Below are 14,270 nucleotides of genomic sequence, written 5' to 3'. Positions count from 1 at the left end.
CGCGGTGCATCACGCACCGCGGCTTTTTTCATTGGCGCGGAAACGGCCGGTCAGGCGTGCTGCAGGTCACGCAGGAAGTTGTCGCGCCACACCGACACGTTGTTCTCGCGCAGCTGCGCGATCATGTCCGTATAGCGTGCGCGCCGCTCGGCGAGCGGCATCGTCAGCGCCTGCGACAGCGCATCGGCCATCCCGTCGATGTCGATCGGATTGACGATCAGCGCGCCCGTCAGCTCGCGCGCGGCGCCCGCGAAACGCGACAGCACGAGCACGCCCGGATCGTCCGGATTCTGTGCGGACACGTATTCCTTCGCGACCAGATTCATCCCGTCGCGCAGCGGCGTCACGAAGCCCACGCGCGCGAGCCGGTACAGCGCGGCCAGCACCTGCCGGTCGTACTGGCGGTGAATGTAGAGGATCGGTGCCCAGTCGAGCTCCGCGTAGCGCCCGTTGATGCGCCCCGACTCCGCTTCGAGCTGCAGCCGGATATCCTGGTACGCGCGCAGGTCCGCACGCGTCGACGGCGCGATCTGCAGGAACGACACGCGGTTGCGGATCGACGCCTGGTGCTCGAGCAGCTTCTCGAATGCCCGGAAGCGCTCGACGAGCCCCTTCGAATAATCGAGCCGGTCGACGCTCATGATCAGCTGCCGCCCGCGCAGCGACGTCGCGAGCGTGCGCACGGCCTTGCCGTGTTCGCCCGCCTGCGCGAGCGACGCGATCTCGTCCGGATAGACGCCGATCGGATAGGCAGCCGCACGCAGCGTCTGGCCGAACGCGCGCACGCGCACGGTGTTGTGCCCGTCGCGCTCGACGTCGCCCCCCGCCTCGAACTCGACGTAGTCGCAGAACGCGCGCAAGTCAGGTTCGGTCTGGAAGCCGAGCAGGTCGAACGCGCACAGCGACTCGACGAGTTCGCGATGCGGCGGCACGTTGACGAGCACCTGCGCGGCCGGAAACGGGATATGCAGGAAGAAGCCGATCCGGTTCTTCACGCCGGCCTCGCGCAGCGCGCGCGCGAACGGAATCAGGTGATAGTCGTGCACCCAGATCACGTCGTCGTCCTGCAGCAGCGGCACGAGCTGCTGCGCGAGCCACACGTTGACGCGACGATAGCCGTCGAATTCGTGGCGGTCGTACTGGATCAGGTCCGCGCGGTAATGAAACGCGGGCCACAACGTGGCGTTCGAGAAACCCCGGTAGTACTGGTCGTAATCGCGGCGCGACAGCCCGACGGTCGCGAACGTCACGGGCCCGCGCTCCTCGATGCGGATCTGCGGCTGCGGCGCGCCGGATGCGACGACCTCGCCGCTCCAGCCGAACCACATGCCGCCCGTCTCCTTCAGCGCGTCATAGACGCCGATCGCCAGGCCGCCCGCCGCCGGTTCGCCTTCCGAAATCGGTGCGACGCGGTTTGAAACGATGATGAGCCGGCTCATGCGTGCGGCTGCCCCGTGCCGAGCCAGCGCGCGATCTGCTCATGCAGCGCGTCGACCGAATCGAGCCGCGCGCGGGCCGAGGTCTCGCCCGCGCCGACCTTGATCGACAGGCCGCCGCGCGCGTTGACCACCGCGAAGCCCTTCTCGTCGGTCAGGTCGTCGCCCGCGAACAGCGGCATGCGCCCCGCGAACGGCGGTTCATCGAGGAACGCCGCCAGCGCACGCCCCTTGTCGACGCCCTTCGGCTTGATCTCGAACACCATCTTGCCGGGCTGCAGCACGTATGCATCGGCATAGTCGGCCACGAGACGCTCGGCCGCTTCGCGCGCGACCGCCTCGCGCTCGGGCGCATTGCGAAAGTGCAGCGCGACGGCCGCGCCCTTGATTTCGAGCAGCATGCCCGGATGACGGTCGACGACACCCGCAAGCTCGCGCTCGATGCGCAACAGGCGTTCGTCGTTGAAGCCGATGCGCTGCGTGTCGCCGTTCGCATCGCGGCGCTCCGCCCCGTGCAGGCCCGCGATCGGCAGGCCGGGCATCTGCAGGAACGTGTCGAGGTTGTCGATGCCGCGCCCCGACACGATCGCGACCGCCCCGTGCGAGCGGCGGCGCAACGCGTCCAGCAGCGTCAGCAGCGACGGCGGAACATGGATGCTGTCGGGGGTGGGCGCGAGTTCGACGAGCGTGCCGTCGAAGTCGAAGAAGAACGCGGTATCGGTCAGGGACAGGGAAGCCGGAACGGATTGCATCGATTCGATAGTCTGAGGGTCGGCCGGCAACCACGGGCCGCCGCTGCGCGAATGGAATTGTGCGCATCTTACCGCGCCTGCGCACCGAGATGGGCGAAACCGGTACGTCGCCTGCCGCGCGCCGCCGCTTGCGTCAACTGCGACATATTGCCCCGCTCGCTCGCCCCGTACGGGTTTCGAAAGGACGCGGGCGCGCGAATTGCGCTACAGTCGCAACCGCCTGCCGCGCGACGCCTGGCATCACCGCCGGCCGGCCACTTTTCCGACCGATCGAGCCCCAGGATGTCGTCTGCCCGTCCCGCGCCGCCGTGGCGCCTCCCCCGCCTCATCCGCACGGCCGCGGCCCTCGCCGCCGCCGTGACGCTCGCCGCGTGCACGCACGACGAGCCGCGCTGGAACCTGACCAACGTCACCGGCCACCTGCCCGACCTGTCGTTCACGCTGACGGGCGGCGACGGCCGTCCCGTTGACGCCGATGCGTTCCACGGCCGCGTCGCGCTCGTCTACTTCGGTTACACGCACTGCCCCGATGTCTGCCCCGAAACGATGGCGCGGCTGATGGAAGTGCTCGGCAAGCTCGGCCCGCGGGCCAACGACGTGCGCATCCTGTTCGTATCGGTCGATCCCGCGCGCGACACGCCGCAGATGATGCAGTCGTACGTCGCCGCGTTCGACGCCGCGCACGCGCGCGGCCTGACCGGCACCGACGGCCAGATCGAATCGCTCGCGAAACGCTATCGCGTCGCGTACCAGATGGAAAAACGCGATCCGTCCGGCGGCTACGAAGTCACGCACAGCTCGGCCGTCTACATCTTCGACGCAACCGGCCGCGCGCGCCTGCTCGCGACCGATCGCGATTCGCCCGACGCCATCGCCGCCGATGTGCGCCGGATCATCGACACCGCCTCCACGACCTGAATTCCGCCATGAACACGAAGACGACCCTCAAGACGTTCGCCCTCCTCGCCGCGCTGTGCGCCGGCGCCCCCGCCCATGCCGCCGGCGCGATCACCGCGCAGGGCGCGTGGGTGCGCTGGCTGCCGAACAAGCTGCCCGCGGGCGGCTACGTGACGCTCGTGAACACGAGCGACAAGCCGGTCGATCTCGTCGACGTCGACAGCCCCGACTACGGGATGGCCATGCTGCACCAGACCGTGTCGAACGGCTCGACGCAGAAGATGGAAATGGTCGACAAGCTGACGATCCCCGCGCGCGGCAAGGTCGACATAGCACCGGGCGGCTATCACTTCATGCTCGAGGAACCGAAGCACGCGATCAAGCCGGGCGACACCGTGCACCTGCGCCTGAAATTCTCCGACGGCGAAACGGTCAACGCACCGTTTGCCGTGAAGTCGCCGGCCCAGGCGAAGTGATCCGCGCGCAATGAACCTCCTGTACTGGCTCGACCCGTGGGAGCCGTCGCCGACGGTCGTCATCGCGGTGCTGACGGCGGCCGTGCTGTTCGCGCGCGGCGTGAAGAAGGCGAAGGTGTCGCCGCTGCGGCAGTTCTCGTTCTGGTTCGGGCTGACGGCGCTCTACATCGCGCTGCATACGCGGCTCGACTATTTCTTCGAGCACGAGTTCTTCATGCATCGCGCGCAGCATCTCGTGCTGCACCACCTCGGGCCGTTCTTCATCGCGCTGTCGTATCCGGGCGCGGCGATCCGCGCGGGCATCCCGTTCCGCTGGCGACAGCGCTTCGTGCGCCCCGCGCTCGCGTGGGCGCCCGTCCGGGCCACGCTCGACGTGGTGTTCCATCCGGTCGTCGCGGTCGTGCTGTTCGTCGGGCTGATCTATTTCTGGCTGCTCTCGCCGATCCACTTCATCGCGATGCTCGACTGGCGGCTCTATCGCGTGATGAACTGGAGCATGGTGATCGACGGGCTGCTGTTCTGGTGGCTCGTCGTCGATCCGCGACCCGCGCCGCCCGCGCGGCTGTCGCCGGGGCGCCGGATCCTGATCGTCGTCGCGGCGATCCCGCCGCAGATCGCGCTCGGCGCGCTGATCTTCTTCACGCCGCACGAGTTGTATCCGATCTACTCGATCTGCGGCCGTGCCTTCACGTGGCTGAGCCCGCTGCGCGATCAGCAGATCGGCGGGCTGCTGCTGTGGATTCCCGGCTCGATGATGAGCGTGATCGGCGCGCTGATCGCGCTGCGGCACTGGCTGCGGCTCTCCGCGCGCGGCCGCCTGATCGGCGAACGCGCGGCGCGGCACGCGGACAAGCCGCCGGTGCCCCGCGCCGCGCACTGACCGCTGCGCGTCATGCGCGCGCGCTGCTCATCCACACGTGCGGGATGCCGTCCTCGTCATGCACGTCCGAACTCGGCGTGAAGCCGAACGCCCCGTAGAAACGCTGCAAGTGAGCCTGCGCGTGCAGGCTCACCGGCGTATCCGGCCATTGCGCGCGGATGTGCTCGAGCGCGCGCGACAGCAGCCCGTTGCCGAGGCCCGCACCACGAAACGCGGCGGTCGTCAGCACGCGGCCGATACGCACGTCGGTATGCTGCGCATCGGGCAGCAGCACGCGCAGATAGCCGGCCAGGCGGCCGGCCGGATCGAACGCGGCGAGGTGCCATGCGGCCTGGTCCGCATCGTCGATATCGCGATACACGCAGTTCTGCTCGACGACGAACACGGCGCTGCGCGCCTCGAGGATCGAATAGACTTCGCGCGCCGTCAGCGCGTCGAAGGATTTCCAGCGCCAGTCGAGATCGGCAGCGCTCGGGGATGCGGCGGATGCGTTCATGTACGGTCCTGATTCGGGCGCGCCGGCCGGCGCGCGACAACCGTCGATTATGCCTCGAAGCGCCTGTCGCGCACGACCGCCTGCCCGCGCGCGAAAAAAAGGCCCCGCATTGCGCGGGGCCTGTCCGTCATGCCGTCACGACTGTCATGCCGGCATCTGGCCGAAGCGGCCGCCGTTGAAGTCCTCGATCGCGGTACGGATCTCCGCTTGCGAGTTCATCACGAACGGACCGTAGCCGACGACCGGCTCGTCGATCGGCTCGCCGCTCAGGATCAGCAGCTTCGCGTCGCCGTTCGCTTCGATCTCGACGTCGCTGCCGTCACGGCCGAGTTGCACGAACTGCGCTTCGCGCGCGACCGTCTCGCCGTTCACCTGCACGGTGCCGCTCAGCACGACCACCGCGAGCGTGCGCCCTTCGGCGATCGGGAACCGCGCGTGGCCGCCGGCCACGAGCCGCACGTCCCACACGTCGATCGGCGTGTGCGTGCGGGCCGGGCCGCGCCGCCCGTCGAGTTCGCCGGCGATGATCCGCGCACGCCCGGCGCCGTCCGGCAGCTCGACCACGGGAATGTCCGCGTTCAGCAGCGTCTGATAGCCGGGCGCGCCCATCTTGTCGGCGGCGGGCAGGTTCACCCACAGCTGCACCATCTCGAGCGGGCCGCCCCGCTTCGTGAACGCCTCCGAGTGGAATTCCTCGTGCAGGATCCCGCTCGCGGCCGTCATCCACTGCACGTCGCCCGGGCCGATCGTGCCGCCCGCGCCGGTCGAATCGCGGTGCGCGACTTCGCCGTCATAGACGATCGTCACCGTTTCGAACCCGCGGTGCGGATGCTGGCCGACCCCGCGCGGCGCCGAAACCGAGCCCGGCTCGAACGTCGCGGGGCCAGCGTAGTCGAGCAGCAGGAACGGGCTCAGGTGCGCGCCGTGGGACTGGTAGCTGAACATCGAACGCACTGGAAAACCGTCGCCGACCCAATGTCCGCGCGGCGCACTGTACACACCCTGGATCTTCTTCATGGCCCTTCTCCAAATTGCGGCGAAACACGTGTTTCGCATCCATGGGTAGCAATATAGTGGTGGAACGATCGATCCGGTAGACTGCCGAAATCGCACTCAGCGTTCTATTTCATGAACGATAAAGCACGGGATCTGAACGATCTCTACTACTTCGTGCAGGTCGTCGAACACGGCGGCTTCGCGCCGGCCGGGCGTGCGCTGGACATGCCGAAATCGAAACTGAGCCGCCGCGTCGCGCTGCTCGAGGCACGGCTCGGGATGCGGCTGATCCAGCGTTCGACGCGCCGCTTCACGGTCACCGACGTCGGCCAGACGTACTACGCGCATTGCCGCGCGATGCTCGTCGAGGCCGACGCGGCCGACGAGGCGATCGCGCTGCTGCACGAGGAGCCGCGCGGCATCGTGCGGGTCAGCTGCCCGGTCGTGCTGCTCGATTCGCTGGTCGGGACGATGATTGCCGCGTTCATGGCCGCGTGTCCGCGCGTCGAAATTCATCTGGAAGCAACCAACCGTCGCGTCGACGTGGTCGGCGAAGGAATCGACGTCGCGATCCGCGTGCGCCCGCCGCCGCTCGAAGACAGCGATCTCGCGCTGCGCGTGCTGGCCGAGCGCGGCCAGTGCCTCGTCGCGAGCCCCGCGCTGCTGCGCGAGCGCGGCGCGCCGGCCGTTCCCGCCGATCTCGCCCGCCTGCCGAGCCTCGACCACGGCGTGCCGCAGTCCACCCACGTGTGGCGGCTGCGCGGGCCCGACGGCGCGCACGCGGAAATCCATCACCAGCCGCGCCTCGTGACGGGCGGCATGCTCGCGCTGCGCGCGGCGGCCGTCGCGGGGGTCGGGGTCGTGCAGTTGCCGACGATGATGGTCCGCGACGAAGTCGCGCGCGGCGAACTGGTCACCGTGCTGCCGGACTGGGCGCCGCGCCGCGAGATCGTGCACGCGGTGTTCGCGTCGCGCCGCGGGCTGCTGCCCGCGGTGCGCGCGCTGCTCGACTTCCTGGCCGAGCGGTTTGCCGAACTCGAGCCCGACTGAGCGCTGCAGACCGCACGCGCGTGCCGTAGACTGCGGTACGCGCCACGCGTCTTTTCACAACCCTTATCGCTTTCCCGCCATGTTCACGCTGTCCAACGACCCCAACGCCTCCAAGGCCGATCAATACGCGACGCTCGTCGAGCAGGCACGCGCGCTCGTCGAGTCCGAACGCGACCTGACGGCCAACGCGGCGAATTTCTCCGCGCTCGTCTATCACGCGCTCGATCGTCTCAACTGGGCCGGCTTCTACTTCTTCGACGGGACCGAACTCGTCGTCGGCCCGTTCCAGGGCAAGCCCGCGTGCGTGCGCATCGCGCTCGGCAAGGGCGTGTGCGGCACCGCCGCGCAGACGCGCGAGACGCAGGTCGTGCGCGACGTGCATGAGTTTCCCGGCCATATCGCGTGTGACGCGGCCTCGGAATCGGAAATCGTCGTCCCGCTGGTGGCCGGCGACGGCACGCTGATCGGCGTGTGGGACGTCGACAGCCCGGTCGCCGCGCGCTTCGACGACGAAGATCGCAAGGGCATGGAAGCGCTGTGCCGCGTGTTCGTCGAACACGCGTGGCAGAAGGCGCGCGGCTGAGCCGCGCCGGCCGGTCGCCGCAAACGGAACGGGCCCCGCGAAAGGGCCCGTCTCATTGCAGTGCCGCGCCTCGTCATACGCGGCGCACGGCCGGCGTCACGCCGCGTGCGTGCCCGACAGCGCCGCGAACGCCTGCGGCTTCGCGTCCTCGGTCAGCACCTCGAAGCCCGTTTCCGTCACCACGACCATATGCTCCCATTGCGCGGACAACGAATGGTCCTTCGTGACGACCGTCCAGCCGTCGGCCAGCACGCGCGTGTCGCGCTTGCCCGCGTTGAGCATCGGCTCGATCGTGAAGATCATCCCCGGCCGCAGCGGCACGCCGGTGCCCGGGCGGCCGTAATGCAGCACCTGCGGCTCGTCGTGATAGACATCGCCGATGCCGTGCCCGCAATACTCGCGCACGACGCTGAACCCTTCGCGATGCGCGACCTGCTGGATCGCGTAGCCGACGTCGCCGAGCGTCGCGCCCGGACGCACCGCGCGGATGCCCGCGTGCATCGCCTCGTAGGTGGCCGCGACGAGGCGCCGCGCCAGTTCGTTCGGCTCGCCGACGAAATACATGCGGCTCGTATCGCCGAACCAGCCGTCCTTGATCACCGCGATGTCGAGGTTCACGATGTCGCCGTCGCGCATCGGCCGCGAGGTCGGAATGCCGTGACAGACCACATGGTTGACCGACGTGCACAGCGTCTTCGGATAACCGTGATAACCGATGTTCGCGGGAATCGCGCCGAGTTCGTCGACGATGTATTCGCGGCAGCGTGCGTCGAGCTCGTCGGTGGTCACGCCCGGCTTCACGTGCTCGGTGATCATCGTCAGCACCTGCGACGCGAGCTTCGCGGCTTCGCGCGACTTCGCGATTTCCGCGGCCCCGCGGATCGGGATTTCTCGCTTCGCCATTACGCCACCTGCTCGATCTGCGACGCGACCGGTTCCGCCGGCCCCACGTCGCCGCCCCGCGCCTCGGCCTCGATCAACATCTTGCAGATGTCGCCGTAGGACAGCGCCGGGTTGAGTTCCGCCAGCATTCCGACGCGCAGCCAGTGTTCGGCCTGCGCGTTGATCGAACGGCTCAGCGCCGTGCTCGTCGAGCGCAGCCGTTCATGCATGTGCTCGGAAATCTTGATGATGCCCATATATCCCCAATTAAACGAAACGTAGCTATTTCGTATATTACGCTGCGCACGCCCGCCGGGCAAGCTGCCCGAATCCCGCCCCCCCTCTCCGTCGGCTGCGGCAAATGCCGTTGACATCAAATTCCAGTTTGCTGGAAAATCAATCCATCATGAAAGAATCCACGATCACCGCGGCCGACGACAGCGGCATCAACGAGCGCATCGCACGGCGCGTGCGCGAACTGCGCACCGTTCGAGGCTACACGCTCGATGCGCTGGCCGCGCGTTCCGGCGTCAGCCGTTCGATGATCTCGCTCATCGAACGCGCGTCGGCCAGCCCGACGGCCGTCGTGCTCGACAAGCTCGCGGCCGGCCTCGGCATCTCGCTGGCCGGGTTGTTCGGCGGCGACCGGGACGACGCGCCCGCGCAGCCGCTGGCCCGGCGCGCGCAGCAGGCCGAGTGGCGCGATCCGGCGTCCGGCTACGTGCGGCGCAATCTCTCCCCGGCCGGCTGGCCGTCGCCGATCCAGCTCGTCGAGGTCGATTTCCCGCCCGGCGCGCGTGTCGCGTACGACAGCGGCGGACGCGAGCGCGTGCTGCATCAGCAGGTGTGGGTCATCAGCGGCCGCGTCGACGTCACGCTCGGCGATGCGCTGCACGCGCTTCACGAAGGCGACTGCTTGGCCCTGCGCCTCGACCAGCCGCTGATCTTCAGCAATCCGTCGCCGCATCCCGCGCGCTATGTCGTCGTGATCTGCGATGCGTCCGGCGCGGCCGGCGCGCGGAACGCGTAACGCATGCGCGGGGTGTACGCCCCCGTTCAACCCCACCAGGAACCCGTATGAATTCCCCGAAACAGCACGACGACGTGCGCCTGATCGATTGCAGTGAAGCCGAGCACGCAGCGGCCATCCTCGAGATCCTGAACGACGCGATCGCGAATTCGACCGCGCTGTACGACTACCGGCCGCGCCCGCCGGAAGCGATGGTCACGTGGTTCGCGACGAAACGCGCGGGCGGGTTTCCGGTCGTCGGCGCCGTCGACGCATCGGGCACGCTGCTCGGCTTCGCGAGCTGGGGCACGTTCCGTGCGTTCCCTGCATTCAAGTACACGGTGGAACACAGCGTCTACGTGCGCAGCGACCAGCGCGGCCGCGGGCTCGGCGAACTGCTGCTGCGCGAAGTCGTCCGTCGTGCGCGCGACGCGCAGGTGCACGTGCTGGTCGGCTGCATCGACGCGACCAATGCCGGAAGCATCGCACTGCATACGAAACTGGGATTCGTGCACTCGGGCACGATCACGGAGGCGGGATTCAAGTTCGGCCGCTGGCTCGACGCGGCGTTCTATCAGTTGAAGCTCGATACGCCCGCGCAGCCGGTGGATGGCTGATTGCGCGGAGGCCGTCGCATGCATCCCGTACGGCGGCCGGCAAACGATGCAGAAAAAAGAAAAGCCCCGCCGAAGCGGGGCTTTTTCTCTTCCTACCTGGAGGCGCGAGCCGGAGTCGAACCGGCCTAAACGGCTTTGCAGGCCGCTGCATAACCGCTTTGCTATCGCGCCAAAAGCGGACTGTCCGGATGCCGTGAGGCAAGCGACAGATTTCTATTCGAGGACCGGAAGTCCATCAAATAAAAAGGGAAGCTTGGCTTCCCCATTACTTGGAGCGGGAGACGAGTCTCGAACTCGCGACCTCAACCTTGGCAAGGTTGCGCTCTACCAACTGAGCTACTCCCGCATTGTCCTGCACCTGCAGCGCTTCGCCGACCAACACGCTGCCAGAAAAATCTGGAGCGGGAGACGAGTCTCGAACTCGCGACCTCAACCTTGGCAAGGTTGCGCTCTACCAACTGAGCTACTCCCGCATGGGTCCTGCATCTGCAGCGCTTCGCCAACCAACGCGCTGCCAGAAAAAATCTGGAGCGGGAGACGAGTCTCGAACTCGCGACCTCAACCTTGGCAAGGTTGCGCTCTACCAACTGAGCTACTCCCGCGTATTGCTACGCTACTGCTGCTTCCCCGTCACACGCTTACTTCGTCGTGCAGCGGAGAAGCGAGATTATGTCGAAGGCACATTCGTGTGTCAAGGGCTTTTCCAGCCCTTTTTACAAAAACCGCCTCGACCGAACGCGAGACGCACGTTTCACGCACCGCCGCGCTCACGGATCTGCGGCCACGCGAGCTTCATGTAGTAAAGCATCGACCAGATCGTCAGCACCGCCGCGAGATACATCAGCCACTCACCCCACACGCGCGTGTCGATCGTCACGACGCCGAGCGGCAGCGGCCCGTAGAACAGCAGCATCGGGATCGCGACCATCTGGCATGCGGTCTTGAACTTGCCGAGCTGGTTCACCGCGACGCTCTTCGATGCGCCGATCTGCGCCATCCACTCGCGCAGCGCCGAGATCGCGATCTCGCGGCCGACGATCACCAGCGCGATCGCCGCATCGACCCGCGAAATCTGCACGAGGATCAGCAGCGCGGCCGTCACCATCAGCTTGTCCGCCACCGGATCGAGAAAGGCGCCGAACGACGAGGTCTGGTTCCACTTGCGTGCGAGATAACCGTCGAACCAGTCGGTCAGCGCCGCGAGGATGAAGATCGCCGCCGCCGCGAGATTGCGGTGCGCGCCGCCCATCACCGTGTCCGGCAGGTAGAACACGCCGACGACGAGCGGAATCAGCACGATCCGTACCCACGTCAGGAAAATCGGGAAATTGAACGGCATGGCATGCGGGACAGTAAAGGATTCGCAATTGTGCCGTGTCGACCGGCCTGCCACAAGAACGCTGGCGAGACAGCCCGGCCGCACGGGCGCGTCAGTGAAGCTGCTTGTAGATCTGTTCGGCGAGCGCGTGCGAGATGCCCTCGACGCTCGCGAGTTCCTCGACGCTCGCGGCCACCACGCCGCGCAATCCGCCGAATCGCGCGAGCAGCCGCTGCCGGCGTTTCGCGCCAACGCCCTCGAGTTCCTCGAGCCGCGACGTCTGGCGCGCCTTCGCCCGCTTCGCCCGCATGCCGGTGATCGCGAAGCGGTGCGCCTCGTCGCGGATCTGCGCGACGAGCATCAGCGCGGCACTCTCCTTGCCGAGTTCGAGCGGCGTGCGGCCGTCCGCGAACACGAGCGTCTCGAGGCCGACCTTGCGCCCCTCGCCCTTCGCGACGCCGACCAGCATGGACGTGTCGAGCCCCAGCTCGGTGAACACCTGGCGCGCGATTTCGACCTGCCCCTTGCCGCCGTCGATCAGCACGATGTTCGGCAGCAGGCTCGACGCCTCGGCCTGGCGCGTCGATTCGCCGTCGATGCCGGCCGCTTCGTCCACCGCGGCCGCCTGCGCGGCCTGCTCGACCATCTTCTCGTAGCGGCGCGTGAGCACCTGCCGCATCGCCGCGTAATCGTCGCCCGGCGTAATGCCCGTGATGTTGTAGCGGCGGTACTCGCCCGACTGCATCTTGTGATGATGGTAGACGACGCACGACGCCTGCGTGGCCTCGCCCATCGTGTGGCTGATGTCGAAGCATTCGATCCGCAGCGTCGCGAGATCGTCGATGTCGTAGCCGAGCGTTTCCGCCAGCGAGCGCGTACGCGCCTGCTGGGAGCCCTGTTCGGACAGCAGCCGCATCAGCGCGATCTGCGCATTCTGTTCGGCCATCGACAGCCACGCGCGCCGTTGCCCCTGCGGCTGCCGCACCAGCGACACCTTGTGGCCGGCCTGTTCGGACAGCAGCTCGAGCAGGTCGCGGCTCGCCGGCGCATGGCTGACGACGAGCACCGGCGGCACGCGGTTGCCGAGGTAGTGCTGCGCGATGAACGCGTCGAGCACCTCCGCCTCGACCGATGCCGCCGCGCCGCCGCGCACGCTGCCGGCTTCTTCCGCGGGCTGGTCGGGCACCGCGGCGGCAGTCGCGCCGGTTGTGTCGGCCGCTTCCGACGACTCGGCCTCGTCGCCAAGACCACCTTCGGCGAGCGTCAGCGCGCTTTCGACGTGCGTCGGGAAATACGCCTTGTCGCCGAGATGCCGGCCGCCGCGCACCATCGCGAGATTCACGCACACACGCCCGCCTTGCGCGACGACGGCGAGGATGTCGACGTCGCTGTCGCCGCCGACCTCGATTGCCTGCTGGTGCAGCACCGTCGCGAGCGAGCTCATCTGGTTGCGCACGGCCGCCGCCTGCTCGAATTTCAGCTCGGCCGCGAACGCATGCATCTTCTGCTCGAGTTCCTTCATCACTTCGGACTGCCGGCCGAGCAGGAACCGCGCGGCGTTCGACACGTCGACCGCGTAATCCTCGCTGGAGATCGCGCCGACGCACGGCGCCGTGCAGCGCCCGATCTGGTGCAGCAGGCACGGCCGCGTGCGGTTGTTGAACACCGAATCCTCGCAGGTCCGCAACTGGAACACGCGCTGCAGGATCTGGATGCTCTCGCGCACGGCCCACGCGCTCGGGAACGGCCCGAAATACTGGTTCTGCTTGTCGACCGACCCGCGGTAGTAGGCCATCCGCGGAAACCGATGTGCGGTGAGCTTCAGGTACGGATACGACTTGTCGTCGCGAAACAGGATGTTGTAGCGCGGCGCGAGTGCCTTGATCAGGTTGTTCTCGAGCAGCAGCGCCTCGGCTTCCGAGCGCGTGACGGTCGTCTCGATGCGCGCGATGCGCGTGACCATCATCGCGATGCGCGGCGACAGCTGGGTCTTCGTGAAATAGCTCGATACGCGCTTCTTCAGGTCGCGCGCCTTGCCGACGTAAAGCACGGCGCCCGCCGTGTCGTAATAACGATAGACGCCGGGCATGTGCGGCAACTGCGCAAGGATCTTCTTCGGTTCGAACGGGGTATCGGAGGCTTCTGGGGCTGTCATGCGTGATCCGGGCGCCTTGTAACGCGGAACGGGTCTATTAGAATCGCCAGTTTAGAGCATTCACCGGCCCGCTTCGATGCCACGCACCACCGCTGCCCCACACCCCGCCGCGACGCTCGCGCCGGGCGAACCGATCGCCTGCGACCTCTTCTGCACGGTGATCGACAATTTCGGCGACATCGGCGTGTGCTGGCGCGTCGCGCACCAGCTCGCGCATGAGCACGGCTGGCAGGTCCGGCTGTTCGTCGACGACCTGCGCACCTTCGCGCGCCTGCTGCCGAGCGTCGATCCCGGCGCCGGACGGCAGACGATCGACGCGATCGCGATCGAGCACTGGCATGCGGAAGTCGGCGACGCGCTGGAGATCGCCGATGTCGTGATCGAGGCGTTCGCGTGCGAGCTGCCCGGCGCGTATCTCGCGGCGATGGCGCGCCGCGAGCGTCGGCCCGTGTGGATCAACCTCGAATACCTGAGCGCCGAGGACTGGGTCGCCGATTTCCATTTGCGGCCGTCGCCGCATCCGCGCTACCCGCTGCTGAAGACGTTCTTCTTCCCCGGCCTGTCGGCCGGCACCGGCGGCGTGCCGAAGGAGCACGACCTCGACGCGCGCCGGACGGCCTTCGATGCCGACGCCGCGGCCCCCCCCGCGCGGTCGCGCGCCGCGCCCGGCGGGCCGCCGCCGTCGCCCGCCCCTACACGCCTCGAGCTCGCCGTCCCGCAAAA

Annotated in this window: 16 protein-coding genes and 4 tRNA genes; 8 read left to right on the top strand and 12 right to left on the bottom strand. The window is 67.8% G+C overall.

The annotated features are described in order from the left end of the window. Positions 1-50 precede the first annotated feature (50 nt). Both otsA and otsB read right to left on the bottom strand, forming a co-directional pair. On the bottom strand, positions 51-1,439 hold the full coding sequence (gene otsA / locus G3N62_RS09865; RefSeq protein ID WP_034186531.1) for an alpha,alpha-trehalose-phosphate synthase (UDP-forming): 1,389 nt from the start codon (positions 1,437-1,439) through the stop codon (positions 51-53). Next, positions 1,436-2,188 carry a trehalose-phosphatase gene (gene otsB / locus G3N62_RS09860; RefSeq protein ID WP_034186530.1) on the bottom strand — a complete coding sequence of 251 codons (753 nt, stop codon included), beginning with the start codon at positions 2,186-2,188 and terminating at the stop codon, positions 1,436-1,438. The genes otsA and otsB overlap by 4 nt, the downstream gene beginning before the upstream one ends. Positions 2,189-2,470: 282 nt before the next feature. Here otsB and G3N62_RS09855 point away from each other — a divergent pair, with 282 nt between their 5' ends. From G3N62_RS09855 to G3N62_RS09845, 3 genes are read left to right on the top strand one after another with little or no spacing between them, the layout of a single operon-like run. Then, on the top strand, positions 2,471-3,106 hold the full coding sequence (locus G3N62_RS09855) for an SCO family protein (protein WP_124670451.1): 636 nt from the start codon (positions 2,471-2,473) through the stop codon (positions 3,104-3,106). 8 nt (positions 3,107-3,114) lie between these two features. Beyond that, entirely contained in the window at positions 3,115-3,561 is a 447-nt protein-coding gene (locus tag G3N62_RS09850; protein ID WP_124670452.1) for a copper chaperone PCu(A)C, read from the top strand. Between the two features lie 10 nt (positions 3,562-3,571). Next, positions 3,572-4,441: a cytochrome c oxidase assembly protein gene (locus G3N62_RS09845; protein WP_069705373.1), complete on the top strand. Its 870-nt coding sequence runs from the start codon at positions 3,572-3,574 to the stop codon at positions 4,439-4,441. A 10-nt stretch (positions 4,442-4,451) separates the two neighbouring features. On the opposite strand, the gene G3N62_RS09840 is transcribed toward G3N62_RS09845, so the two are convergent. Then, on the bottom strand, positions 4,452-4,937 hold the full coding sequence (locus G3N62_RS09840; RefSeq protein WP_034186526.1) for a GNAT family N-acetyltransferase: 486 nt from the start codon (positions 4,935-4,937) through the stop codon (positions 4,452-4,454). Between the two features lie 144 nt (positions 4,938-5,081). After that, a complete protein-coding gene (locus G3N62_RS09835; protein WP_049029664.1) occupies positions 5,082-5,954 on the bottom strand; it encodes a pirin family protein in 873 nt (290 codons plus the stop codon). Positions 5,955-6,065: 111 nt separating this feature from the next. Here G3N62_RS09835 and G3N62_RS09830 point away from each other — a divergent pair, with 111 nt between their 5' ends. Together G3N62_RS09830 and G3N62_RS09825 are read left to right on the top strand one after the other, a co-directional pair. After that, positions 6,066-6,983 carry a LysR family transcriptional regulator gene (locus tag G3N62_RS09830; RefSeq protein ID WP_069705371.1) on the top strand — a complete coding sequence of 306 codons (918 nt, stop codon included), beginning with the start codon at positions 6,066-6,068 and terminating at the stop codon, positions 6,981-6,983. 79 nt (positions 6,984-7,062) lie between these two features. Continuing rightward, a complete protein-coding gene (locus tag G3N62_RS09825) occupies positions 7,063-7,566 on the top strand; it encodes a GAF domain-containing protein (protein ID WP_034186523.1) in 504 nt (167 codons plus the stop codon). 96 nt (positions 7,567-7,662) lie between these two features. On the opposite strand, the gene map is transcribed toward G3N62_RS09825, so the two are convergent. Then, positions 7,663-8,469 carry a type I methionyl aminopeptidase gene (gene map, locus G3N62_RS09820; RefSeq protein WP_124670453.1) on the bottom strand — a complete coding sequence of 269 codons (807 nt, stop codon included), beginning with the start codon at positions 8,467-8,469 and terminating at the stop codon, positions 7,663-7,665. After that, positions 8,469-8,705: a ParD-like family protein gene (locus G3N62_RS09815; RefSeq protein ID WP_034186521.1), complete on the bottom strand. Its 237-nt coding sequence runs from the start codon at positions 8,703-8,705 to the stop codon at positions 8,469-8,471. Before G3N62_RS09815 ends, map begins: the two co-directional genes overlap by 1 nt. Before the next feature lie 149 nt (positions 8,706-8,854). On the opposite strand from G3N62_RS09815, the gene G3N62_RS09810 reads away from it, so the two are divergent. Together G3N62_RS09810 and G3N62_RS09805 are read left to right on the top strand one after the other, a co-directional pair. Next, on the top strand, positions 8,855-9,478 hold the full coding sequence (locus tag G3N62_RS09810; RefSeq protein ID WP_034186520.1) for a helix-turn-helix domain-containing protein: 624 nt from the start codon (positions 8,855-8,857) through the stop codon (positions 9,476-9,478). Positions 9,479-9,525: 47 nt separating this feature from the next. Continuing rightward, a complete protein-coding gene (locus G3N62_RS09805; protein WP_034186519.1) occupies positions 9,526-10,074 on the top strand; it encodes a GNAT family N-acetyltransferase in 549 nt (182 codons plus the stop codon). Positions 10,075-10,171: 97 nt separating this feature from the next. Here the strand turns inward: G3N62_RS09805 and G3N62_RS09800 are convergent. The 6 genes from G3N62_RS09800 to uvrC form a co-directional block, all read right to left on the bottom strand. Next, a tRNA-Cys gene (locus tag G3N62_RS09800) sits at positions 10,172-10,245 on the bottom strand. 99 nt (positions 10,246-10,344) lie between these two features. Beyond that, a tRNA-Gly gene (locus tag G3N62_RS09795) sits at positions 10,345-10,420 on the bottom strand. A 51-nt stretch (positions 10,421-10,471) separates the two neighbouring features. After that, a tRNA-Gly gene (locus G3N62_RS09790) sits at positions 10,472-10,547 on the bottom strand. A 53-nt stretch (positions 10,548-10,600) separates the two neighbouring features. Continuing rightward, positions 10,601-10,676, bottom strand: a tRNA-Gly gene (locus tag G3N62_RS09785). Positions 10,677-10,825: 149 nt separating this feature from the next. Continuing rightward, positions 10,826-11,413 (bottom strand): CDP-diacylglycerol--glycerol-3-phosphate 3-phosphatidyltransferase, encoded by a 588-nt coding sequence (gene pgsA, locus G3N62_RS09780; RefSeq protein ID WP_034186518.1) that lies wholly within the window; start codon positions 11,411-11,413, stop codon positions 10,826-10,828. A 91-nt stretch (positions 11,414-11,504) separates the two neighbouring features. Then, positions 11,505-13,547 carry an excinuclease ABC subunit UvrC gene (uvrC, locus tag G3N62_RS09775; protein ID WP_124670454.1) on the bottom strand — a complete coding sequence of 681 codons (2,043 nt, stop codon included), beginning with the start codon at positions 13,545-13,547 and terminating at the stop codon, positions 11,505-11,507. A 76-nt stretch (positions 13,548-13,623) separates the two neighbouring features. On the opposite strand from uvrC, the gene earP reads away from it, so the two are divergent. Then, positions 13,624-14,270: elongation factor P maturation arginine rhamnosyltransferase EarP (gene earP / locus G3N62_RS09770; RefSeq protein WP_206141229.1), on the top strand; the 647-nt coding region annotated here is incomplete at its 3' end.

This window comes from Burkholderia sp. Tr-20355 (genome assembly GCF_017104685.1).
Lineage (GTDB): Bacteria > Pseudomonadota > Gammaproteobacteria > Burkholderiales > Burkholderiaceae > Burkholderia > Burkholderia seminalis.
This window is presented reverse-complemented; position numbering and strand designations above follow the sequence as displayed.